The 22,164-nt window shown below is 74.4% G+C and carries 23 protein-coding genes and 1 rRNA gene; 16 read left to right on the forward strand and 8 right to left on the reverse strand.

The genetic code is table 11. The features are described from left to right. Positions 1–75: ribosomal RNA gene (rrf, locus tag ACI8AP_RS10755) — 5S ribosomal RNA — on the forward strand; the annotation flags it as partial. 143 nt (positions 76–218) lie between these two features. Here rrf and ACI8AP_RS10760 read toward each other — a convergent pair. Both ACI8AP_RS10760 and ACI8AP_RS10765 read right to left on the reverse strand, forming a co-directional pair. Then, entirely contained in the window at positions 219–884 is a 666-nt protein-coding gene (locus tag ACI8AP_RS10760; RefSeq protein WP_456589331.1) for a DUF2461 domain-containing protein, read from the reverse strand. Next, positions 881–1,438, reverse strand: coding sequence for an N-acetyltransferase family protein (locus tag ACI8AP_RS10765; RefSeq protein WP_456589332.1), 558 nt, complete (start codon positions 1,436–1,438; stop codon positions 881–883). The genes ACI8AP_RS10760 and ACI8AP_RS10765 overlap by 4 nt, the downstream gene beginning before the upstream one ends. A 65-nt stretch (positions 1,439–1,503) precedes the next feature. On the opposite strand from ACI8AP_RS10765, the gene ACI8AP_RS10770 reads away from it, so the two are divergent. After that, entirely contained in the window at positions 1,504–2,727 is a 1,224-nt protein-coding gene (locus tag ACI8AP_RS10770) for a winged helix-turn-helix domain-containing protein (RefSeq protein WP_456589333.1), read from the forward strand. Here ACI8AP_RS10770 and ACI8AP_RS10775 read toward each other — a convergent pair. Next, positions 2,690–3,121, reverse strand: a complete 432-nt coding sequence (locus tag ACI8AP_RS10775) for a DUF1232 domain-containing protein (RefSeq protein WP_456589334.1) — start codon at positions 3,119–3,121, stop codon at positions 2,690–2,692. The genes ACI8AP_RS10770 and ACI8AP_RS10775 overlap by 38 nt on opposite strands. 39 nt (positions 3,122–3,160) lie before the next feature. Between ACI8AP_RS10775 and thyX the strand changes: the two genes are divergently transcribed. The 5 genes from thyX (at position 3,161) to ACI8AP_RS10800 (ending at position 7,954) form a co-directional block, all read left to right on the forward strand. Then, positions 3,161–3,913, forward strand: coding sequence for an FAD-dependent thymidylate synthase (gene thyX, locus ACI8AP_RS10780; RefSeq protein ID WP_456589335.1), 753 nt, complete (start codon positions 3,161–3,163; stop codon positions 3,911–3,913). A 74-nt stretch (positions 3,914–3,987) separates the two neighbouring features. Beyond that, a complete protein-coding gene (locus ACI8AP_RS10785) occupies positions 3,988–4,794 on the forward strand; it encodes a thymidylate synthase (protein WP_456589336.1) in 807 nt (268 codons plus the stop codon). A gap of 35 nt (positions 4,795–4,829) precedes the next feature. After that, positions 4,830–5,333, forward strand: a complete 504-nt coding sequence (locus ACI8AP_RS10790) for a dihydrofolate reductase (RefSeq protein WP_456589337.1) — start codon at positions 4,830–4,832, stop codon at positions 5,331–5,333. Positions 5,334–5,342: 9 nt separating this feature from the next. Beyond that, positions 5,343–6,257 (forward strand): 4-hydroxy-tetrahydrodipicolinate synthase, encoded by a 915-nt coding sequence (gene dapA / locus ACI8AP_RS10795; RefSeq protein ID WP_456589338.1) that lies wholly within the window; start codon positions 5,343–5,345, stop codon positions 6,255–6,257. Next, a complete protein-coding gene (locus ACI8AP_RS10800) occupies positions 6,254–7,954 on the forward strand; it encodes a ribonuclease J (protein ID WP_456589339.1) in 1,701 nt (566 codons plus the stop codon). Before dapA ends, ACI8AP_RS10800 begins: the two co-directional genes overlap by 4 nt. Here ACI8AP_RS10800 and ACI8AP_RS10805 read toward each other — a convergent pair. Continuing rightward, complete coding sequence (locus tag ACI8AP_RS10805; RefSeq protein ID WP_456589340.1) at positions 7,929–8,462, reverse strand: GNAT family N-acetyltransferase; 534 nt, start codon at positions 8,460–8,462, stop codon at positions 7,929–7,931. The two genes, ACI8AP_RS10800 and ACI8AP_RS10805, sit on opposite strands and share 26 nt — an antisense overlap. Continuing rightward, the gene (locus ACI8AP_RS10810; RefSeq protein ID WP_456589341.1) at positions 8,459–10,399 is read right to left on the reverse strand and encodes a prolyl oligopeptidase family serine peptidase; all 1,941 of its coding nucleotides are present in this window, start codon (positions 10,397–10,399) and stop codon (positions 8,459–8,461) included. The genes ACI8AP_RS10805 and ACI8AP_RS10810 overlap by 4 nt, the downstream gene beginning before the upstream one ends. An 86-nt stretch (positions 10,400–10,485) precedes the next feature. Here ACI8AP_RS10810 and ACI8AP_RS10815 point away from each other — a divergent pair, with 86 nt between their 5' ends. From ACI8AP_RS10815 to ACI8AP_RS10840, 6 genes are all read left to right on the forward strand, one after another. Further along, a complete protein-coding gene (locus ACI8AP_RS10815; protein WP_456589342.1) occupies positions 10,486–12,990 on the forward strand; it encodes a DNA translocase FtsK 4TM domain-containing protein in 2,505 nt (834 codons plus the stop codon). Between the two features lie 76 nt (positions 12,991–13,066). Then, a complete protein-coding gene (rimO, locus tag ACI8AP_RS10820) occupies positions 13,067–14,524 on the forward strand; it encodes a 30S ribosomal protein S12 methylthiotransferase RimO (RefSeq protein ID WP_456589343.1) in 1,458 nt (485 codons plus the stop codon). A gap of 5 nt (positions 14,525–14,529) precedes the next feature. Continuing rightward, positions 14,530–15,195, forward strand: a complete 666-nt coding sequence (gene pgsA / locus ACI8AP_RS10825) for a CDP-diacylglycerol--glycerol-3-phosphate 3-phosphatidyltransferase (protein WP_456589344.1) — start codon at positions 14,530–14,532, stop codon at positions 15,193–15,195. 6 nt (positions 15,196–15,201) lie between these two features. Next, complete coding sequence (locus ACI8AP_RS10830; RefSeq protein ID WP_456589345.1) at positions 15,202–15,741, forward strand: CinA family protein; 540 nt, start codon at positions 15,202–15,204, stop codon at positions 15,739–15,741. A 106-nt stretch (positions 15,742–15,847) separates the two neighbouring features. Further along, positions 15,848–16,255, forward strand: a complete 408-nt coding sequence (locus ACI8AP_RS10835) for a helix-turn-helix domain-containing protein (RefSeq protein WP_456589346.1) — start codon at positions 15,848–15,850, stop codon at positions 16,253–16,255. A gap of 114 nt (positions 16,256–16,369) precedes the next feature. After that, positions 16,370–16,861, forward strand: a complete 492-nt coding sequence (locus ACI8AP_RS10840) for a TetR family transcriptional regulator (RefSeq protein WP_456589347.1) — start codon at positions 16,370–16,372, stop codon at positions 16,859–16,861. Here the strand turns inward: ACI8AP_RS10840 and ACI8AP_RS10845 are convergent. Beyond that, the gene (locus ACI8AP_RS10845) at positions 16,837–17,355 is read right to left on the reverse strand and encodes a GNAT family N-acetyltransferase (protein ID WP_456589348.1); all 519 of its coding nucleotides are present in this window, start codon (positions 17,353–17,355) and stop codon (positions 16,837–16,839) included. The two genes, ACI8AP_RS10840 and ACI8AP_RS10845, sit on opposite strands and share 25 nt — an antisense overlap. Next, positions 17,352–18,359 carry a PfkB family carbohydrate kinase gene (locus tag ACI8AP_RS10850; protein WP_456589349.1) on the reverse strand — a complete coding sequence of 336 codons (1,008 nt, stop codon included), beginning with the start codon at positions 18,357–18,359 and terminating at the stop codon, positions 17,352–17,354. Before ACI8AP_RS10850 ends, ACI8AP_RS10845 begins: the two co-directional genes overlap by 4 nt. Before the next feature lie 118 nt (positions 18,360–18,477). Here ACI8AP_RS10850 and ACI8AP_RS10855 point away from each other — a divergent pair, with 118 nt between their 5' ends. After that, complete coding sequence (locus ACI8AP_RS10855) at positions 18,478–19,314, forward strand: PspA/IM30 family protein (protein WP_456589350.1); 837 nt, start codon at positions 18,478–18,480, stop codon at positions 19,312–19,314. A gap of 4 nt (positions 19,315–19,318) precedes the next feature. On the opposite strand, the gene ACI8AP_RS10860 is transcribed toward ACI8AP_RS10855, so the two are convergent. Next, positions 19,319–20,176, reverse strand: a complete 858-nt coding sequence (locus ACI8AP_RS10860; RefSeq protein ID WP_456589351.1) for a DNA-formamidopyrimidine glycosylase family protein — start codon at positions 20,174–20,176, stop codon at positions 19,319–19,321. Between the two features lie 102 nt (positions 20,177–20,278). Here ACI8AP_RS10860 and ACI8AP_RS10865 point away from each other — a divergent pair, with 102 nt between their 5' ends. Both ACI8AP_RS10865 and ACI8AP_RS10870 read left to right on the forward strand, forming a co-directional pair. Further along, positions 20,279–20,857 carry an antibiotic biosynthesis monooxygenase gene (locus tag ACI8AP_RS10865; protein WP_456589448.1) on the forward strand — a complete coding sequence of 193 codons (579 nt, stop codon included), beginning with the start codon at positions 20,279–20,281 and terminating at the stop codon, positions 20,855–20,857. Between the two features lie 182 nt (positions 20,858–21,039). Then, positions 21,040–22,155, forward strand: coding sequence for a Na/Pi symporter (locus ACI8AP_RS10870; RefSeq protein WP_456589352.1), 1,116 nt, complete (start codon positions 21,040–21,042; stop codon positions 22,153–22,155). Positions 22,156–22,164: the final 9 nt, after the last annotated feature.

Raw genomic sequence — 22,164 nt, forward strand, 5'->3', positions numbered from 1 at the left:
AACCCGGAAGCTAAGCCTCTCAGCGCCGATGGTACTGCCCTGGAGACGGGGTGGGAGAGTAGGACGCCGCCGGACAACCATTCCCGAAGGGGCCCCAGCATTCGTGCTGGGGCCCCTTCGTCGTTCCTCCCTCACCGCGCCGGCCCCCGCGCACGGCGCCTCTCCGCACGTCGCGGAGGAGCCGGCAGGGGCGGCGGGTCACCGGTCGTCTGCCCGGGTCAGCGCCGGGGGCGGGGCTCCTTCGTGGTGGCGCCGACGTTGTCGGCGAGCCACGCGTTCAGCCGGCCCAGGTCCCGCCAGGCGGCGCGAACCCGGTCGACGGCCTCCCGGGTGTGCAGCCAGTCCTCCGGCGTCCACCGGCGGGTGGCGTGCAGCGCCTTGTGCCTGAGCAGCTCGATGCGGGGATCCGCAGCCGAGTACCCGGCCGGGACCCGCACCAGGCGGTCACCCTCGATCTCCCAGCCGGCGGTGCGCAGGCGGGACACCTCGGCCTCCAGGCGGGGCCCCTGCACCGGGTCGGCCACCGCCCGCCGGTACCTCGCCACCTGGTCGGACTCCAGGCGCCAGGCGCCGCCCGAGACGGACAGCCCGTCGGCGGAGATCTGGACGTACCAGGCGCCCGCGCCGCGCCCCTCCGGGTTGACGACGGCGCCCTGGTGGGTCTTGTAGGGGGTCTTGTCGTGGCTGAACCGGACGTCGCGGTACGGGCGGAAGACCTTCACCGTCCCGAACTCGGGCGCCAGCTCCTCGACCAGCGCGGTCATCGGTGCGCGGACGTGGGCGTCGTAGTCGGCGCGGTGCGCGGTCCAGTAGGCCTTGCTGTTGTCGGCCTCGAGCCCCTCGTAGAAGACCAGTCCCTCGTCCGGGAAACCGTCGAAGGTCATCGGTCCATGTCCTCCTCGTCCAGCGCGACGTGCCAGCGCAGCTCCCGCAGAGGTGCTGCCCCGGTGTCCAGCGTGCGCGCCCACCCGTCGGGCGCCCAACCCGCCGATGAGTAGAAGTCGGCGGACGCCCGGTCGGATTCCGCGAGCCACACCTGGAGCCGGGCGGTGCTGTCGGCAGCGGCGAGGTCGGTGACCGCGGCCAGCAGGCGGCTGCCGTGGCCGCGCCGTCCCCACCGGGGCTCGACCAGCAGCGTGGTGATCTCGGCGGCGTCGTCCCCGGGCGTCACGGCGGCGAAGCCCACGACCGCCTCCCGCTCGACGGCGACCAGCACCCGGTGCCGGGTCGAGGGCGGGCTCGCGACGGCCGACCGCCAGGACGCCGTGACGGCCGCCTCGTCCCAGCTGTCGAGGACCTCCGGCGGCAGCAGCGCTCGGTACGCCGTCCGCCAGGTGACACCCTGCACCCGGGCGATGGCGGCGGCGTCGTCCGGTCGGGCCGGTCGGACCGACACGTCGGCGGAGCCCGTGCGGCGGGGGAACGGGAGCGAGGTCACCCGGGCAGCGTAGGTCCGGTGGCCGGAGCGGCGGGTGTCGTACCGGGCGGGCAGGATCCTCGGGCGTGACCTCTGTCGAACGGTTGCCCGCCGCGCTGGCGAGGCGGATCGCCCTGGCCGCCCAGGGCTTCGCCGAGCCGCGGCCGGTCGCCGCCGTCGGGACGCGGCAGCTGCGGCGACTCACCGAGCGGCTGGCCGTCGTCCAGATCGACTCGGTCAACGTGCTCTCCCGCTCGCACTACCTGCCGGCGTTCAGCCGGCTGGGGCCCTATCCGCGCGAGGCGCTCGACGGGTTGGCGAACCGACGGCACGACCTGTTCGAGTACTGGGCGCACGAGGCGTCGTTCCTCCCGGTACGGCTGCACCCCTTCCTGCGCTGGCGCATGGCGGCCGTCCAGCGGGAGGCCTGGGGCAGCATGACCCGGGTGCACCGGGAGCGACCCGAGTACGTGGCGGCGTTGCTCGAGCGGGTGCGTCGCGACGGCCCGCTCCGCGCCGGCGAGCTGCAGGAGGAGCGGCCCAACCGGCCGGGCAGCATGTGGAACTGGCACGCGGGCAAAGCCGCGCTGGAGTACCTCTTCTTCACCGGCGCGCTCACCGCCGCCCGCCGGACGGCGGGGTTCGAGCGCGTCTACGACCTGCCGGAGCGCGTCCTGCCCTCCGCCGTCCTCGCCGCCCCCACCCCGGAGCGGCCCGACGCCGTGCGGGAGCTCGTCCGCACCGCCTCGCGGGCGCTTGGCGTCGCCACCGAGACCGACCTGCGCGACTACTTCCGCCTCACCGCGGCCGACGCCAGGACGGCGATCGGCGAGCTGGCCGACGCCGGTGAGCTCCTTCCGGTCGAGGTGGCCGGCTGGGGGCGCCCGGCCTGGCTGGACCCCGCGGCCCGCCGTCCTCGGTGGATCCGGGCGCGGGCGCTGCTCAGCCCGTTCGACTCCCTGGTGTGGGAGCGGCCACGGGTCGAGCGGATCTTCGGCTTCCGCTACCGGCTGGAGATCTACACACCGGCGCAGCAGCGGGTGCACGGCTACTACGTGCTGCCCTTCCTGCTGGGCGACCGGCTGGTGGCTCGCGTCGACCTCAAGGCGGACCGGAAGGCCGGCGTCCTGCGCGTGCAGGCGGCGCACGCCGAGGCCGGCGTGGAGCACGCTGCGGTCGCCGCCGAGCTCGCCGACGAACTGCGGCTGATGGCCGGGTGGATGGCGTTGGACGACGTCGCCGTCGTCCAGCGGGGGGACCTGTGGCCCGACCTCAGCCGTGCGCTGGGGGCCCCGCCGCTCCCGGCCTGAGGCCGGCGAGCCGGCGCACCACCTGCAGCCCCGCCGGCTCCCCGGGCCAGTGCCGCACGAGGGCGTCGTCGCCGGCGCGGCGCACCACCGAGCGCAGCGCCCAGGCCACGACCACGATGTCGTCGGCCTGGCCGAGGACCGGCACGACGTCGGGCACGAGGTCCACCGGCGAGAGCAGGTAGGCCAGCAGCAGCCAGAGCCGCACACGCAGCGCCGCGGGCAGGGTGCGGTCGGCGGCCAGCCGGCGCACCAGCCGCACGACGTCGGGGAGCAGGCGCAGGCCGTCTCGGACGGTCAGCCCGTCGGGCCGGGTGCGCCACAGGGCGGCGAGCAGCACCAGCCAGACCAGCAGGAATCCGCCGACCACGGCGAGCAACGGACGCCACCACTCCACACCGCCAGTCTGCCCGCCCGGCCGCCGTAGGCTCGACGGGTGCCAGAGATCGCGCCGCTCCGGGTCCAGGTCGTCGCGCAGACGCAGTTCACCGCGCCGGCGGACGTGCCGTGGGAGACCGACGCCGACGGCGGTCAGGCGCTCGCCGAGTTCGCCGGGCGGGCCTGCTACCAGGCGTGGGACAAGCCGAACCCGACCACCGCCACCAACGCCGGCTACCTGCGGCACATCCTGGAGGTCGGGCACCTCTCGGTGCTGGAGCACGGAACGGTGAGCATGTACCTCACCGGGGTCTCCCGCTCGCTCACCCACGAGCTGGTGCGGCACCGGCAGTTCTCCTACAGCCAGCTCTCCCAGCGGTACGTCCCCGAGGACGGCGCGGCCGTCGTCGAGCCGGCCGTGATCGCCGAGGACCCCGAGCTGCACGCACGGTTCCTCGCCGCCACCGAGGCCGCCGTCGCCGCGTACGGTGCGCTGCTCCAGGGGCTGGAGGAGCGGGTCGCCGACGCCCCTTCCGCGACGCTGCGCCGCAGGCAGGCCCGCCAGGCGGCCCGCGCGGTGCTGCCCAACGCCACCGAGACCCGCATCGTCGTCACCGGCAACTACCGGGCCTGGCGGCACTTCGTGGCCGTGCGGGCCAGCGAGCACGCCGACGTCGAGCTCCGCGAGCTGGCGATCGCCTGCCTGCGCGAGCTCCAGCGCGTGGCCGCCAACGTCTTCGGCGACTTCCGGATCAGCCGGCTCGGCGATGGCACCGAGGTCGCGGCGAGCCCCTTCGTCACCGAGGGCTGAGCCCCGCGCGACGGCTGGGGCGGGTGTTCCCGGGCCGCGTCCCGGTGGAGGCGGGCCGCCGTAGGCTCGGGGTCGTGGCAGCACCGATCGACACCCAGTACGAGGACCTCCTGCGGCGCATCCTGGCGCAGGGGACGCCGAAGGCGGACCGGACCGGGACGGGGACGGTGAGCGTGTTCGGCGAGCGGCTGCGCTACGACCTGTCGGAGACCTTCCCGCTGGTGACGACGAAGAAGGTGCACTTCCGGTCGATCGCCGTCGAGCTGCTCTGGTTCCTGCGCGGCGACAGCAACGTGAGCTGGCTGCGCGAGAACGGCGTCACCATCTGGGACGAGTGGGCGTCCCCGGACGGCGAGCTCGGCCCCGTCTACGGCGTGCAGTGGCGGTCGTGGCCCACCCCCGACGGCGGGCACGTCGACCAGATCGCGAACCTGCTCGACACGCTGCGCACGGACCCCGACTCCCGCCGGATGATCGTCTCGGCCTGGAACGTCGCCGCCCTGCCCGAGATGGCGCTGGCCCCCTGCCACGCGTTCTTCCAGTTCTACGTGGCCGACGGCAAGCTCTCCTGCCAGCTCTACCAGCGCAGCGCCGACATGTTCCTCGGCGTGCCGTTCAACATCGCGAGCTACGCGCTGCTCACCCGGATGATCGCCGCCCAGGTCGGGCTGGAGCCCGGCGAGTTCATCTGGGTCGGGGGTGACTGCCACATCTACAACAACCACGTCGACCAGGTGACCGAGCAGCTCTCCCGGGAGGTGCTGCCCTTCCCGACGCTGGAGCTCGCGCCGGCGCCCACGCTGTTCGACTACGGCTACGAGCACTTCACGGTGCGGGACTACCGCCACCACCCCGCGATCCGGGCGGCCGTGGCGGTGTGACCGGCCCGGCGAGCTCGCCAGCCGAGCGGAGCGGCGTGGCGCTGATCTGGGCGCAGGCGCGGGGTGGCGTCATCGGTGCCGACGGCGGCCTGCCCTGGCACCTGCCCGAGGACCTCGCGCTCTTCCGCCGGCTGACCACCGGGTCGACGGTGGTGATGGGCCGGCGCACGTGGGAGTCGTTGCCGGAGCGCTTCCGCCCGCTGCCGAACCGGGTCAACGTCGTGCTGACGTCGGATCCCCGGTGGTCGGCCGAGGGGGCGCTGGTCGCGCACTCGGTCGCCCAGGTGCTGGCCGAGCACCCGGCGTGCTGGGTGATCGGCGGGGGAGAGGTCTACGCCGCGTTCCTGCCGCACGCCGACCGGGTGGTGGTCACCGACGTCGACGTCGCCGTCGACGGCGACACCTGGGCGCCGGCGCTGGACGGGGGGTGGGTCCGCACCGCGCGCACGCCGGCCGAGGGCTGGTCGGTGTCGGCGTCGGACGGCCTGCGCTTCGCGGTGTCGGAGTACGTGAGGGGATCGGTTCCCTCCGCTGGGTAGATTCTCCCCATGACCACCGACCCCGCCCGGCCGTTCGGGCGCCTCCTCACGGCGATGGTCACCCCGCTGGCCGAGGACGGGTCGATCGACCTGGCCGGGGCCCAGGAGCTGGCCGCGCACCTGGTCGACCGGGGTGGGAACGACGGGCTGGTCGTCTTCGGGACGACGGGTGAGTCGCCGACGATCAGCGACGCCGAGCAGCGCGCCGTCCTCGAGGTGGTGCTGGACGCCGTCGGTGACCGGGCCACGGTCGTCGCCGGCGTCGGGACGTACGACACCGCGCACTCGATCGAGAAGGCGCGCGCGGCCGCGGAGCTCGGCGTCCACGGCCTGCTGGTCGTGACGCCGTACTACAACCGGCCCCCCCAAGCCGGTCTGCTCCGCCACTTCACCTCGGTCGCCGACAGCACCGACCTGCCGGTGATGCTGTACGACATCCCCGTCCGCACCGGGATGCCCATCGAGGTGGAGACGCTCGTGCGCGCCGCGGAGCACCCGCGGATCGTCGCGGTGAAGGACGCCAAGGGCGACTTCGGTGCCATGGCCTGGACGATGGCGCGCACCGACCTCGCCTACTACAGCGGCGAGGACATGCTGAACCTGCCGATCCTCGCCCTGGGCGGCGTCGGCATGGTCAGCGTCGTCAGCCACGTCGTCGGGCCCCGCCTGGCCGAGCTCGTCGCCGCCGTCGAGGGGGGTGACCTGGTCAAGGCCCGCGAGATCAACGACAGCCTGCTGCCGGTCTACACCGGCATCTTCCGCACCCAGGGCGTCATCCTCGCCAAGGCGGCGCTGCGCGAGCTCGGCCTCCCGGCCGGCCCCGTGCGGCCGCCCCTGGTCGACGCCACCCCCGAACAGATCGCGCAGCTGCGCGCCGACCTCGCCGCCGGCGGGGTCCAGCTCCGAGAGGCGACGACGTCGTGAGCGGACAGGCCACCCAGCCCCACCTGGACCTCAAGGCGCCCCCGCCGCTGCCGGAGGGCGGGCTGCGGGTGATGGCGCTGGGCGGTCTCGGCGAGATCGGCCGGAACATGGCCGTGCTGGAGTTCGACGGCACGCTGCTCGTCATCGACTGCGGCGTGCTGTTCCCGGAGGCGGAGCAGCCCGGCGTCGACCTGATCCTGCCGGACTTCGGCGTGATCGAGCACCGCCTCGACGACATCGCCGCGGTGGTCCTCACGCACGGGCACGAGGACCACATCGGTGCGATCCCGTACTTGCTGCGGCTGCGCGAGGACATCCCGCTGGTGGGCTCCCGCTTCACGCTGGCGCTGGTGGCCGCCAAGCTCCGCGAGCACCGGCTGGACGCGACCCTGGTCGAGGTCGCCGCCGGCGACGACCACGTCGCCGGGCCGTTCCACTGCGAGTTCATCTCGGTGAACCATTCGATCCCCGACGCGCTCGCCGTCGCCGTGAGCACGCCGGCGGGCCTGCTCGTGCACACCGGTGACTTCAAGATGGACCAGCTGCCCCTCGACGGGGTGCTGACCGACCTGGGGGCGTTCGCCCGGCTGGGCGTCGAGGGCATCGACCTGCTGCTGGCCGACTCCACCAACGCCGAGGTGCCCGGCTTCGTCACCCCCGAGCGGTCCATCGGGCCGGTGCTCGACGACGTCTTCGCGCGCGCCTCGCAGCGGCTCATCGTCTCCAGCTTCGCCAGCCACGTGCACCGCATCCAGCAGGTGCTCGACTGCGCGGACAAGCACGGCCGAAAGGTGGCGCTGGTGGGCCGCTCGATGGTCCGCAACATGGGCGTCGCCCGCGACCTGGGGCTGCTGCGGGTGGCGCCGGGCCTCATGGTCTCGCTGGACGACGCCGCGAAGATGCCGCCCGAGCAGGTCGTGCTGGTCAGCACCGGCTCGCAGGGGGAGCCGCTGTCGGCGCTGGGCAGGATGGCGCGCGGCGAGCACCACCAGGTCACCATCGAGGCCGGGGACACCGTCGTCCTGGCCTCGTCGCTCGTGCCCGGCAACGAGACCGCCGTCTACAAGGTGATCAACGGGCTGGCCCGGCTGGGCGCCACCGTGGTGCACAAGGAGACGGCGCGGGTGCACGTCTCCGGGCACGCCCCCGCCGGCGAACTGCGCACCCTGCTCAACGTCGCCAAGCCGAAGTACCTCATGCCGGTGCACGGGGAGTGGCGGCACCTGCGGGCGCACGCCAAGCTCGCCGAGGAGACCGGCATGGCCGCCGACCGGATCCTGCTGGCCGAGGACGGCGTCGTCGTGGACCTCCTCGACGGCAAGGCCTCGATCGTCGGCTCGGTGCCGATCGGCGACGTCTACGTCGACGGGCTCAACGTGGGTGACGTCGGCGAGGAGTCGTTGCAGGCCCGCCGCATCCTCGGCGACGAGGGGTTCGTCTCCCTGACCGTGGTGATCGAGCCGTCCACGCGCACCATCGTGCGGCCGGTGCACCTGTCCACCCGTGGCTTCTCCGACGACCCGTCGGCCTTCGACGAGGTGCTGGCCCTGGTCGAGGACAACCTCAAGCGGGCGCTCGCCGACGACGACGTGGACGCCCACCGCCTGTCGCAGATCATCCGGCGCACGGTCGGCAAGTGGGTGTCGGACAAGCACCGCCGCCGGCCGATGATCATCCCGACGGTGCTGGAGGTCTGAGCTCCCGCCGCATGGCGGCCCTCGGCCAGCGGTCGAGGCCGCGAGCTGCCTCCGCCCGGCGGATGCGCCGCAGGCCGTGCGTGAGCTCGGCGTCCGACAGGAACCGGAACCCCTGCCGCCGGAAGTGAGGGCCGTTCCACGGGACGTCGACGTAGGTGGTGAGCGTGATCGCCGGTAGGTCCCGATCCTTCGCCCACTCCTCCAGGCGGGCGAGGAGCTCCTGACCGAGGCGGCGGCCGGCGTGCTCCGGGTGCACGCTCACCTGCTCGACGTGGGCGCAACCGTCGACCTCGTCGGCGAGGAGATAGGCCACCGGCCGGCCGTCGTCGTCCGTGCGGACCCAGGCGCGGCCCGCGTCCGCGTACTCCCGCAGCGTCTCCAGCGACGGGGGATCGTCCTCCGCCACCAGGCTCATGCCGAGGTCGGCGAACGGGCGGCCGGCGGCGCGCTCGACGTCCTGGAGCGCGGCCAGGTCGGCGTGCACGGCCGCCCGGACGACGCCGGTCATCCCCGCACGACCGCGATCGGCTCGATCGCCTCGCCCGGCGGCAGGTCGAACCCCCAGACCTGCGCGTAGAAGGAGAGCTCCCCGTCCAGCGCGGCGCGGATGTTCTCCGCCTTGCGGAAGCCGTGCTGCTCGCCGGGGAACAGCAGGTAGGCGTGCGGCACCGCTTTGTCGCGCAGCGCCGCGACGATCGCCTCGGCCTGCGACGGCGGCACGACGGCGTCCTCGTCGCCCTGGAACACCGCCAGCGGGGTGTCGAGGGTGTCGACGTGGTTGATCGGTGAGCGCTCGGCGTAGACGTCGGCGCCCTCGGGCCACGGCGCGACCAGGCCGTCGAGGTAGCGGGACTCGAACTTGTGCGTCTCGGCGGCCAGCGCGCCCAGGTCGGCGACGCCGTAGTGGCTCGCCCCGGCGGTGAAGACCCCCGGGCGCATGGAGAGCGCGGCCAGCGTGGTGTAGCCCCCGGCCGACCCGCCGCGGATCGCCATCCGGGCGGGATCGACCCGGCCGGCGTCGGCGAGGAAGCGCGCGCACGCGACGACGTCGTCGAGGTCGACGACGCCCCACCGGCCCTGCAGCGCGTCGCGGAAGCGGCGGCCGTAGCCCACCGAGCCGCGGTAGTCGACGTCGGCGACGCAGAACCCGCGGGAGGTCCAGTACTGGATCTCCAGGTTCAGCACCGGGACGGCGGCCGCGGTAGGGCCACCGTGGACGACGACCACCAGCGGCGGGAGGCTCCCCTCCGGGGGCGTCACCTCCGGGTTCGCCGGCGGGTAGACCTGGGCGTGGGCGACGCCGATCCCCGTGCCGCGGTCCTCGGTCGGAAAGGTGACGTGCTCGGGCCGGGAGAACCAGGCCGGGTCCAGCTCCAGGTCCCGCGCCGGGCGCAGCACCTCCGCCGCGCCGTTGTCGACGTCGACCCGCAGGACCACCGGCTCGCTCGCCGGGCCGCCGGCGACGCAGACCACCGAGGTGCCCTGCGCGGTCAGGTACCGGAACGTGCCGTAGGGGAGGTCGAGCTCCCGGGGCTCCGCGCCGGGGCTCAGTACCGCCAGGCGGTCGCGCCCGGCCCGGCCGTAGGCCAGGACGACCCTCCCGTCGGCCAGCAGGGCGTAGCGCGACTGACCGAACACCCACTGCGGCCCGGCGATGTCGCTCCCGGCGTCGAGCACGAGGTCCGGTGCCCCGCCGGGACGCCGGCGGTAGAGGGACCAGACGTCGGTGCGGTCGCACAGGAACCACAGGGTGCCGTCGGGGCTCCACGTCGGCTGGACGACGGACTCGCCAGGACCGCCGGCGACGACAGTCTCGTTACCGTCACCCGACCGGACGACCAGCTGCGCCGCGTCCCACGGCATGTCCGGGTGGTCCCACTGCAGCCATGCCAGCGTGACCCCGTCAGGGCCCGGCCGCGGGTCGGAGACGAAGTCGGGACCGGAGACGAGCACCTCCGTCGCCCCGTCCGGGCGCACCAGCACGATCTCGTTCACCACGTCGGCCGCTGCGCCGGAGGCGGTGTGCGTCTCCCGCACCGCGAGCACGCCGTCCGCGACCACGGCGAGGTCCGCGTGCCGGACGCCGGACGGAACGGCCGGCTCCGGGGTCACCGCGGCGGGCGAACCGTCGCCGGGCGCCAGTCGGTACAGCCGCTGGTCCGAGAACTCCGTGAACCACAGGACGCCGTCGGACACCGTCCAGGCGCCGCCGCCGTACTCGTGCACCCGGGTGCGGGCGTTCCAGGGCGCCGGCAGGGCGTCGGTGACCACGCCGTCGGGGGATCGCCGCACGAGCGCGGTGCGGCCGCCCTCGGCCGGTCGCGACTCGGCCCACCAGACGTCGTCCCCGTCCACGACCACCTCCCCGAGACGGGCCGCCGCCCGCACGACGAGCTCGGAGGTGACGGGGGTGGGCCAGCTGCCGTGGGGGAGCGGGGTGCTCATGCGTGTGACGTTATGGGATGGCGGTGCGCGGGACACGACGTCCGGCCTGCCCGCCGGGAACCCGCCCCGGGCTTACGGTCTGACGCATGCCTGCCCGCACCACGCCGAACCGCCGGCCGGCCGCGACCCGCAGCCGCTCGGGCTCGACGGCGGCGAGCAAGAAGCGGCCCGCCACCAAGCGGGCGCCCAACCGGCGGCAGCCCGCCCGGAAGAAGCCGTCGTCCGGTGGCTCGGTCTGGCGGATCGCCAGCGGGGGCTGGAACCTGCTCGCCCGCGGCGCGGGCGGTCTGGCCCGGTCCGTCGCCCGGCCGGAGGAGGCGGAGCCGCTCGCCCCCGAGCACCGGCGCGACGGGGTGGGACTCGCCGTCCTCGGTCTGGCGATCGTGCTCGGGGCCGCCGCATGGAGCAACGGCATCGGCCCGGTCGGGGCCGCCCTCACCGACGGGGTGCGCTGGGTCGTCGGCTCGCTGGTGATGGTGCTGCCCGTCGTCCTCTTCTTCGCCGCCCTGCGGCTGCTGCGCCGCGGCCCTCGTCCGGAGGCGCGCGGCCGACTGGCGATCGGCTGGCTGTGCGCCGTCGCGTCGGTGCTGGGCATCGCGCACGTCCTCGGTACCCCCGCAGTGCCGGAAGCGGGCGAACCCGGGTCCGGTGGGATGGTCGGCTGGGCCGTCGGCACGCCGCTGGTGGCCGGTGTCGGTGCCGCGGTCACCGTCGTGCTGCTCGGGCTGCTCGCCTTCTTCGGCCTGCTCGTGATCACCGCGACGCCGGTCCACCAGATCCCCGAACGGGTCCGCGAGCTCACAGATCGGCTGCTGGGCCGCGACGACTACGACGAGGACCACGACGCCGACGAGGACGACGAGGAGCCCGCGCCCAAGGGGCGCCGGCGCCGCAGCTCGCTGTCGGAGGACCTGCTCACCACCGGGCCCATCGACCACGGGGCCTACGCGGAGGCGCCGGAGGCGACCCGCACCACCGACCCCGAGCACACCGTGCTGGCCCCCCCGCCGCCGGTACCGCCGACCGTGCGGCGGCCGGTCGAGGACCGCACCTCCCCGCCCGAGGACCTGCCGCCGATCACCGAGCCCGAGCAGCTGTCCATCCAGCCGGTCGAGGGCGACTACGTGCTGCCGGCGCTGTCCATGCTGCGGGCGGGGGACCCGCCGCGGGCGCGGTCGAAGGCCAACGACGTCGCCATCGAGGCCATCAGCGGGGTGCTCGACCAGTTCAACATCGACGCCGCCGTCACCGGGTTCACCCGTGGACCGACGGTCACCCGCTACGAGGTCGAGCTCGGTCAGGGCGTCAAGGTCGAGAAGATCACGCAGCTGACCAAGAACATGGCCTACGCGGTGGCCAACGACAACATCCGCATCCTCGCCCCGATCCCGGGCAAGTCCGCGGTGGGCATCGAGGTGCCCAACACCGACCGCGAGAAGGTCAGCCTGGGCGACGTCATGCGCTCGCAGGCGGCCAAGCAGGACCCGCACCCGATGCTGGTCGGGCTCGGCAAGGACATCGAGGGCGGCTTCGTCTGCGCCAACCTGGCGAAAATGCCGCACCTGCTGGTCGCCGGTGCGACCGGTGCGGGTAAGTCCAGCTGCGTCAACTCGATCCTGACCTCGCTGCTGCTGCGGGCCACCCCCGACCAGCTGCGGATGATCCTGGTCGACCCGAAGATGGTCGAGCTCACGCCGTACGACGGCATCCCGCACCTGATCACGCCGATCATCACCGACCCGAAGAAGGCGGCCACCGCGCTGGCCTGGCTGGTCGAGGAGATGGAGCAGCGCTACCAGGACATGAAGTCCACCGGCGTGCGGCACATCGACGACTTCAACCGCAAGGTCGAGAAGGGCGAGATCACCGCGCCCCCCGGCAGCGAGCGGGTCTACCGGCCCTACCCGTACATCCTGGCGATCGTCGACGAGCTCGCCGACCTGATGATGGTGGCCCCGCGGGACGTCGAGGAGCACATCGTCCGGATCACGCAGAAGGCGCGTGCGGCCGGCATCCACCTGATCCTGGCGACGCAGCGCCCCTCGGTCGACGTCGTCACCGGCCTGATCAAGGCCAACGTGCCCTCGCGGCTGGCGTTCTCCACCTCCAGCCTGACCGACAGCCGGGTCATCCTCGACCAGCCGGGCGCCGAGAAGCTCATCGGCATGGGTGACGCCCTCTTCATGCCCATCGGCGCCGGCAAGCCGATGCGCGTGCAGGGCGCCTTCGTCACCGACGCCGAGATCGAGGCGGTCGTCGAGTTCACCAAGCGCCAGGCCGAGCCGGAGTACCGCGAGGAGGTCTTCTCCGCGGGCAGCGCCGGGGGCGAGCAGAAGGAGATCGACGAGGACATCGGCGGCGACCTCGACCTGCTGCTGCAGGCCGTGGAGCTCATCGTCACGAGCCAGTTCGGGTCGACGTCGATGCTCCAGCGCAAGCTGCGGGTCGGCTTCGCCAAGGCCGGTCGGCTCATGGACCTGATGGAGAGCCGCGGCATCGTCGGGCCGTCCGAGGGCTCCAAGGCCCGCGACGTGCTGGTCAAGCCCGACGAGCTCGAGGCGACGCTGTTCACCCTCCGCGGCGGATCGTGATGAAGGACCCCGCTGCCCCCCGCCACTCGCAGGCTCGCGGCGGGACCCTGCCCCGGGGCCGGACTACGATGGCCGGGTGACAGCCACGCCCAGCCCTGCCCGGACCGTGGCCGTGGTGACCCTCGGGTGCGCGCGCAACGAGGTCGACTCCGAGGAGCTGGCCGGCCGGCTCGCCGCGGAGGGCTACCAGCTGGTCGAGGACGCCGAGGGCGCCGATGCGGTGCTCGTCAACACGTGCGGGTTCATCGAGACGGCCAAGAAGGACTCCGTCGACGCGATCCTCGCCGCGACCGACTCCGGTGCCTCCGTCGTCGCGGTCGGCTGCATGGCGGAGCGCTACGGCTCCGAGCTCGCCGACGCACTGCCCGAGGCCACCGTCCTCGGCTTCGACGACTACGCCGAGATCGGGGGCCGCCTCGACGACGTCCTCACCGGCCGCCCCCTCGTGCCCCACACGCCGCGGGACCGCCGCACGCTGCTCCCGATCAGCCCCGTGGAGCGCTCGGCGGTGCTGGCCGGCGCCGGGGGCCGGACGGACGCCGCCGCCGGCCCGGCGATCCCCGGGCACGACTGGCTGCGCCGTCGCCGGCTGGCCTCGGGGCCGTCGGCCGCGCTGAAGCTCGCCTCCGGGTGCGACCGGCGCTGCGCCTTCTGCGCCATCCCGGCCTTCCGCGGCGCCTTCGTCTCCCGGCCGCCGGCCGAGGTGCTGTCCGAGGCGGCCTGGCTGGCCGGCCAGGGCGTCACCGAGCTGGTGCTGGTCAGCGAGAACTCCACCTCCTACGGCAAGGACCTCGGCGACCTGCGCTCGCTGGAGAAGCTGCTGCCGCAGCTGACCGCGATCGAGGGCGTCGCGCGGGTGCGGGTCGCCTACCTCCAGCCGGCCGAGCTCCGTCCGGGTCTGCTGGAGGTCATCGCCGCGACCGACGGGGTGGCGCCGTACTTCGACCTCTCCTTCCAGCACTCCTCGCCGTCGCTGCTGCGCCGGATGCGCCGCTTCGGCGGTACCGACGACTTCCTGGCGCTCATCGAGCGGGCACGTGCGCTCGCGCCGGCGGCGGGGTTCCGCACCAACGTCATCCTCGGCTTCCCGGGGGAGACCGAGGACGACGTCGCCGAGCTGGAGCGCTTCCTCGTCGAGGGCCGGCTCGACGCCGTGGGCGTCTTCGGCTACTCCGACGAGGAGGGCACCGAGGCGATCGGCCTGGACGGCAAGCTCGACCAGCACGAGATCGACGCCCGGGTCCGCCGGATCACCGACCTGGTCGAGGAGCTGACCGCCCAGCGGGCCGAGGAGCGCATCGGCGAGCGGGTGGAGGTCCTGCTCAGCGAGGACCTCTCCGCCACCGACGGCCCGGGCACCTGGTTGGGGCACGCGGCCCACCAGGACCCGGACGCCGACGGCACCACCACCCTCACCGGCGTGCCGGCGGGTGCGGTCGCCGGTCAGGTGGTCCCCGCGGAGGTCGTCGGCACCGAGGGCATCGACCTCGTCGCCACCGCGCTCGTCGCCGCCGTCGCACCGGCCGGGCGGTGACGCAGATGAGCGGCGTGGCCCCCGACCCGGCGGCGACCCCGCCGCAGTCGGTGCGTCTGCTCAACCTGCCGAACGCCCTCACGGTGCTGCGGCTGGCGGTGGTGCCCGTGCTGGCCGTGCTGCTGCTGCGCGAGGACGGTCTCGACGACGCCGGGCGCTACTGGGCCACGGTCGTCTTCGGCCTGGCGATCATCACCGACCGCTACGACGGGCTGATCGCCCGGCGCACCGGTCAGGTCACCGAGTTCGGCAAGCTCGCCGACCCGATCGCCGACAAGGCGCTGACTGGCACCGCGCTCGTCGCCCTGTCCGTGCTGGCGCTCCTGCCCTGGTGGGTGACCGCGGTCATCCTGGTCCGCGAGGTGGGGGTCACCCTGCTGCGGTTCTGGGTCATCCGCCACGGCGTCATCGCCGCCAGCCGCGGCGGCAAGGCCAAGACCGTGCTGCAGTCGCTCGCGATCGGCCTGTACATCCTGCCGCTCAGCGGCGTCCTGGCCACCACCCGCTGGTGGGTCATGGCCGCCGCCGTGGTGCTGACGGTGCTGACCGGCCTGGACTACGTCTACCGCGCCATCACGCTGCGGCAGACCAGCGCCCGGGCCATGCGGGCGGCGACCGCCCGCCGCCAGTCGGGTGCCGACCCCTCCACCCGCCGCGACACCGCCGCCTGAGCGGTCGTGGCCACCGCGGACGGCTCCGCCGCGCTCGAGGCGCTCGCCGGTGAGGTGCACCACGCACTGCTCACCCGCGGCGCGACCGTGGCGGCCGCGGAGTCGCTCACCGCGGGGCTGTTCTGCGCCACCCTCGCCGCCGTCCCCGGCGCCAGCGCCACGCTGCGCGGCGGGGCCGTCGTCTACGCCACGGATCTGAAGACGGTCCTCGCCGGCGTGCCTGCCGACGTGCTGGCGGCCTCCGGGCCGGTCAGCCCGGAGACGGCGGCGGCGCTGGCGGAGGGCATCCGTGCCCGGTGCTCGGCCACCTTCGGCATCGGGCTCACCGGGGTCGCGGGCCCCGGCGAGGTGGACGGGCACGGCCCCGGCCGGGTGTACCTCGGGCTCAGCGACGGGCAGCGCACCGACGTCGTCCGGCTGGACCTGCCGGGAGACCGCGCCGCCGTGCGCGCGGGCGCGGTGGCCAGCGCGTTCACCGCCCTGCGGGACCGGCTGCGTGGAGCGGGCGACGGGAACGCCGAGCCCGGGGACGGCGTTACGCCATGAGCGGACTCGGCCCCGTCGGCGGGCTGACGGCGCACGCGCCGCGTACCGTGAGCGCACGGTGCCGGACGGCACCGCCGCTTCCCCGCTCGCAGGACAGGAGACGGCCATGACGCTGCTGCGCACCCAGCTCGGGAACACCCTGCGCGGCCACCGGCTGCGTCAGCACCGCACGTTGCGCGACGTCTCCGGTGCTGCCCGGGTCAGCCTCGGGTACCTCTCCGAGGTGGAGCGGGGGCAGAAGGAGGCCTCCTCGGAGCTGCTCGCCTCCATCTGCGACGCGCTCGAAGTCGAGCTGGCCGACCTGCTCGCCGAGGTGAGCCTCGAGCTGCGCGGTGCCGCCGCCGGCGCGGAGGTGCGCCCGCTGGCGGCCTCCGGCGAGGCCGCCCCGGCAGCCGAGACCGCCGAGGCACCTGTCCCGGTGGACGCCGGCGCCGAGCCCGCGCTGGCGCTGGTCGGCGCCGGGCAGCAGGGGCGCACCGCGCGCCGACGCGACGCGGTCTCGCTCGCCGCCTGACCGCCCGTACTTGACGGCGCCGTCCGTCGGTGCGAGACAGGGCACGTGCTCCCCGACCCGGATCCTGGTGCCGTGCCGGCGCGTCCGGTGCCCGGCCGACGGGCCCGGGGTGGGATGAACCGCACCCGCGCGGGGCTGCTCGAGGGCGCCACGCGCGCGTTCGCCGCTGCCGGGCTGCGGCGCAGCACGATGCAGTCGGTCGCGGCGGCAGCCGGGGTCGCCAAGGCCACCCTGTACAACCACTTCCGGACCAAGGACGACGTGGTGCGCGCGCTGCTGGCCGCGGAGCTGCACCGCCTCACCGACCTGGCGGCCGGGCTGCCCGCGGCCGAGGCCCTCGCCGTGCTCGCCGACGAGCTCGCCACGCACCCGGTGCTGCGCCGGCTGGCCGAGACCGAGCCCGACCAGCTGGCCGGGCTGCTGGCGCCCGGCGCCGAGACGTGGGCGGGCCTCACCGGCCGGCTCGCCGTCGTCCTCGGCGTGGACGACGACGGCGCGCAGCTGGCCGGCCGATGGCTGCTCGGCGTGGTGCTGCAGCCAGGGCTCACGACGCAGCGGCGCCGGCAGGCGGCGCTGCTTGGTCAGCTCCTGGATTCCGCCGGCTGAGCCGGGTGCTCCAGGGGCAGCCGGCGGGTGAACACCACCCGGTCCTCGTCGGGACCCGCGTGACCCGCTGAGGGCGCCGAGTGTGCCCCGAGGTGGGCGGCCAGGGCGGCAGCCCCGGCGTCCCCGGGCAGGGCGACGGCCTGGAGGACCCGGGCGCCCACCCCGGCCGCGAGGCCCGCGAACCGCTCCAGCAGCCGGACGGCGACGCCACGGCCGCGGTGGGCCGGGTGGACGGCCACGGCCTGGACGACGGCGAGCCGGTCGGCGCTCACGACACCGAGCAGGTACCCCGCGTCCTCATCGTGCGGCGTGAGGGCGACCGCCCCGAAGCCACCCAGCTGGTGGAAGAACACCGGGTCGTGCAGCGCGGTGACGGCGGCGTCCTCCAGGGGTGAGCCGGCCCAGAACTCGGCACGCCGGGCGAGCAGCCGGCCGCGCAGCGCCCCCGCGGAGAGCTCCTCGAGACCGACGAGGCGGAGGCCGGCGTCACTCACCGGGGGCCCCGCGCCGCCGCCAGCGCCGCGCGGGTGGGCGGATCGGCGCCCACCCGGGTGCAGTTGACCGCGGCGACGAGCGCGGCGTCGTCGAGCAGCGCCAGGAGCTGGTGGTCGGGAGCGGCCGCCAGGGCGGCTCGCGTGGTGAGTCCCGCGCCCAGAAGCCCGGTCAGCAGCCCGGCGGCCAGCGAGTCGCCCGCTCCCACCGTGTCGACCACGGCGACGCGGGGGCTCTCGCGGTGCTGCACCGGCCGGCCCGGACGGGCCATCCGCAGCGGAGCGCCGCCGTCGGTGAGGACGACCAGCGCCGGACCGCGGTCGGCCCAGCGCCGGGCGGCGTCGTCCAGGTCGGTGACGCCCGGTTCCAGCCAGGCGAGGTCCTCGGCGCTGACCTTCACCACGTCGGCGTGGCCGACGAGCTCGTCCAGTCGGCTGGTCACGGCTGCCCGGTCGTTGCCCAGCGAGGCGCCGACGGGCCCCTCGGCCAGCATCGGGCGGATGTTGGGGTCGACGCTGACCAGCGCGCGGCCCGACAGCCGGCGGACCAGCCGGGAGATCGCATCGCTGCCGGGCTCGGTCCAGCTGGAGATCGAGCCGACGTGCAGCGCGCCCACGTCCTCCGGCAGCACCCGGTCCAGCTCCTCGTCGGTCCACTGCCAGTCGGCGGCGCCGAGCACGTGGAAGCCGTAGTCCGGGGAGCCGTCGGCGTCGACCCCGACGACGGCCAGGCTCACCGGTTCGGCGGCCTCGACGAAGCCGGTGGTGTCGACGCCGGCCAGTTCGGCGTGCCGGCGCAGGTTGGCGGCCAGCGGGCCGGTGCCCAGCCGGGCGAGCAACCGCACCGGGGTCTCGAGGCGGGCGGCGGCGACGGCGACGTTCAGCGCGTTCCCCCCGGGCCGCGCGACGTAGTGCGGCGCCGTGCTGCTCTCGCCGGCCCCGGGCACGGGCAGCAGGTCGACGACGAGCTCGCCGAGGACGCAGAGAACGGGGCTGGCGGGCGGCATTCTGCGCACCCTAGCCGCGACGCGGCTGGCCCGCGTTGGCTGCCGAGGGTGATCACCTGGGACGATGCTGGGGACGAGCATCGCCGGTCCGGCGAGTGCGCCGGAGCAGGAGGACCCCATGCCCAACCCGTTCGTGAAGCTGTGGAAGTACCTCACCGCATCGGCCAATGCGCAGATCGACCAGCGGGCGGACCCGAAGGTGCAGATCGCGCAGGCGATCGAGGCGGAGCAGCAGCGGCACCAGTCGCTGGCCAACCAGGCCGCCGCGGTGCTCGGCAACCAGCGGCAGCTGGAGATGCGGCTCAACCGCCAGCTGGGCGAGGTCGAGAAGTTGCAGTCCTCGGCCCGCCAGGCCCTGACGCTGGCCGACCAGGCCCGCGCCAAGGGCGACGCGGCGAAGGCGGCCGAGTACGAGCAGGCCGCCCAGGCGTTCGCCACCCAGCTGGTGGCTGCCGAGCAGTCGATGGAGGACCTCAAGCGCAGCCACGACGAGGCGCTGCAGGCCGCCGAGCAGGCGCGTGGCGCGGTGGAGCAGTCGCGGATGCGGCTGCAGACGACGCTGGCCGAGCGCACCAAGCTGATGAGCCAGCTCGAGCAGGCGAAGATGCAGGAGCACGTCGCCAACTCGATGCGTCAGGTCAACGAGCTCTCCGCGCCCGGCAACACCCCCAACCTGGGGGAGATCCGCGACAAGATCGAGGCCCGCTACGCCAACGCGCTGGGTCAGGCAGAGCTGGCGCAGACCTCGGTCGAGGGCCGGATGCTCGAGGTCGAGAAGGCGACCCTCGACGTGGCCGGGGCCTCGCGGCTGGACCAGATCCGCGCCGGGATGGGCGGCGGGACGCCGGCGGTCGAGGCCGGCGGCGCCGCGGGTGCGATCGAGCAGGGTGCGCCCGCGCCGGAGCAGGCCGCCCAGCCGCAGGCGCAGCCGGCGGAGCGCCCCGAGCAGGCCTGAGCAGCTAGCGGTAGACGGTCACCGGCTGCGGGCGGTCCGGCTCCCCGGTGCGGGCCTGCGGGTCGATCGGGGAGCGGGCCGCCTGGCAGCGGGGGCACCACCACGTCACGCGCTCCTGCGTCGGCGGCCCCTGCTCGCCGAGCAGGATGCCCGTTCCGCACCGGAAGCAGGGGCGGCCCTTCCGGCCGAAGACCCAGTGGTCGCGGCCGCGCCGCGGGTCGCCGGTGGTGTTCTGCTCGGGGTGGTGCAGGTTCGCACGCATGAGCCGCTGAGCGCGCTCGACCAGCGGAGCCAGGCGGCCGTCGACGTCGGCCACCCGCGCCCACGGGTGCAGGCCCAGCAGGAACAGCGACTCGACCTTGTAGAGGTTGCCGATCCCGGCGAGGTTGCGCTGGTCGAGGATCGCCACGCCGACCTGTTCGTCGGGGTGGGCGCGCAGGCGGCGCAGCGCCTCGTCGAGGTCCCAGTCGGGACCGAGCACGTCCGGCCCGAGGTGGCCGACGAGCTGCTCCTCGTCCGTGGTGGGCACGAGGTCCACGTCGTGCAGCCGGTAGCCGACGCACTCCCACTCGTCGGTGGCCAGCACGATGCGGACGTCGTGGGCCGGGCCGCCCTTCCAGCGGGTGCCGGGGCGGTGGATGTGCCAGCTGCCGTCCATCCGGAAGTGGGTGCGGAGCGTGCGCCCGTCGGCCAGGCGGATCAGCAGGTGCTTGCCGCGAGGGAGGACCTCGGTGACGGCCGCGCCGGTGACGTCCAGCGCGGCCAGCTGAGGGAGCCGGAACTCGCCGCGCCGCAGCGTGGCCCCGGCCAGCGCGGTGTTCAGGCGCTCGGCGGCCAGCCAGACGGTGTCTCCCTCGGGCACGTGTCCATGATCCCCGGCGGTGGGCCGGCCTGCCCCTCCGGTGTGAGAGCCCCGACAACCGGGAAGCCTGCCGCCGCCCGATGCGCTGGCCCGGCTGTGAGCGTGCCCCCGCGACTGCGCACCCGGCTCGGAAGCGCCCGAACCGCCCCCGACCGCCAGCCGGTCACCGTCACCGTCGCGCGCGTGGTGCGGCCCGATCGGCGGGCGGCCTTCGAGCGGGCGGCCGGCGCGGTCCTGGCCGAGGCCGCCAACTACCCCGGCAACCTCGGCGCATCCCTGCTCCACCCGGGCTCCGGCAGCTCCGAGTACCACCTGGTCTACCGCTTCGCCGACGCGGACTCGCTCGCCGCGTGGGAACGCTCGCCCGAGCGGCAGGCGTTCCTCGCGCGGTTGCCGGGGATGGTCGAGGACGAGCGCTACGCCCGCGCCGACGGCCTGGACAGCTTCTTCACCCGCCCGGCCCGGCCCGGCCCCCGCTGGCGGGCGTCGGTTCTCACGATCGCGGCGGTGTTCGGCATCACCTCGGTGCTGCAGCAGGTCGTCATGCCGTACCTGTCCGGCTGGCCCCTGGAGCTGCGCCTGCTGCTTTCGGCCTGCGTGGTCGTGACCGCTCTCGGATACGTCGTGATGCCGGTGCTCACCCGCCTGTTCGCCCGCTGGCTGCACCCCGACAGGGACTGATCCCCCGGCAGGTCGAGGTGGTGGCGCGGGGCGCCGGCAGACGTAGGCGCGGCGTTCGGTCGTAGGCCATCGGCCGTTCGCCGGCCGGCGTGACCCTGGGAGAGGTCGGACCGCCTACCGGGGGGAATGCCGTGACCGACCCGACCGACGAAGCCGCCACATCCGCGCAGCCGGCCCCACGCTTGAGCCGGAAGCAGATCCTGGTCCGCGCCGCACTGGCCCTCGTGCTGCTCTACCTGTTCCTCGTGGGCGTCGGCATGGTCGAGGACGGCATCGCCCACATGGGCGAGGGGTTCAACGATGCGGTGCTGGCCGGGGTCAGTCATCCGCTCTCCGGCCTGTTCGCCGGTGTGCTGGCCACCATCCTCGTGCAGTCCTCGTCGGTGTCGACGTCGGCGATCGTCGGGATGGTGGCGGCCGGGGTGATCCCGGTGGAGATCGCCGTGCCGATGGTCATGGGAGCCAACATCGGCACCACCGTGACCAACACGCTGGTCACGCTGGTGAGCATGCGCCGGAGGGCGGAGTTCCGGCAGGTGGTGGCGGCGGCGACCATGCACGACCTGTTCAACTTCCTCGCCGTGCTGATCCTGCTGCCGCTGGAACTGCTCACCGGCTTCCTGGCCTCGGCGGCGCGCTGGCTGGGTGACGTCATCGCCGGCACCGGCGTGACCGGGGTGGACGTCGAGAGCCCGTTGGCGATGGCCACCGACCCGGCCGTCGAGGGCGTCTCCACCCTGGTGGCCGCGCTGGTCCCGGCCGGCGCCTTCCTCGGCACCGTGCTGCTGGTCGGAGGCATCGTCGCGCTGTACGTGACGATCCGCTTCATCAGCACGAACATGCGGGCCGTGGTGACCGGCCCGCTGCAGGAGAAGGCGAATCGGTCGGTGAGCAAGGCGGGTGGCCTGGTGGGCATCGCGGTGGGCACCGTCGCCGCCATCGCGGTCGTGAGCTCCTCGATCGTCACGGTCACGCTGCTCCCGCTGGTGGCCGCGGGGGTGCTGACCGTGCGGAACGCCTATCCGATCACCATCGGCGCCAACCTGGGCACCACGGTGACCGCCCTGCTCGCGGCGCTGGCCACCGGGCAACCAGAGGGGCTGGTGATCGCGCTGGTGCACGTGCTGTTCAACATCTCCGCCGTCCTGCTGATCTACCCCGTGCCGCAGGTCCGCTACCTGCCGGTGCGGCTGGCCGAAGGCCTGGGGGCCTTCGCCGCACGCCAGCGCTGGGCCATGCCGGCCTACGCCGGTGGGGTGTTCATCGCCCTGCCGATCGCCGCCGTGAGCCTGGGCTGAGGCCGGCGC

It is taken from the genome of Blastococcus sp. SYSU DS1021 (genome assembly GCF_054050995.1).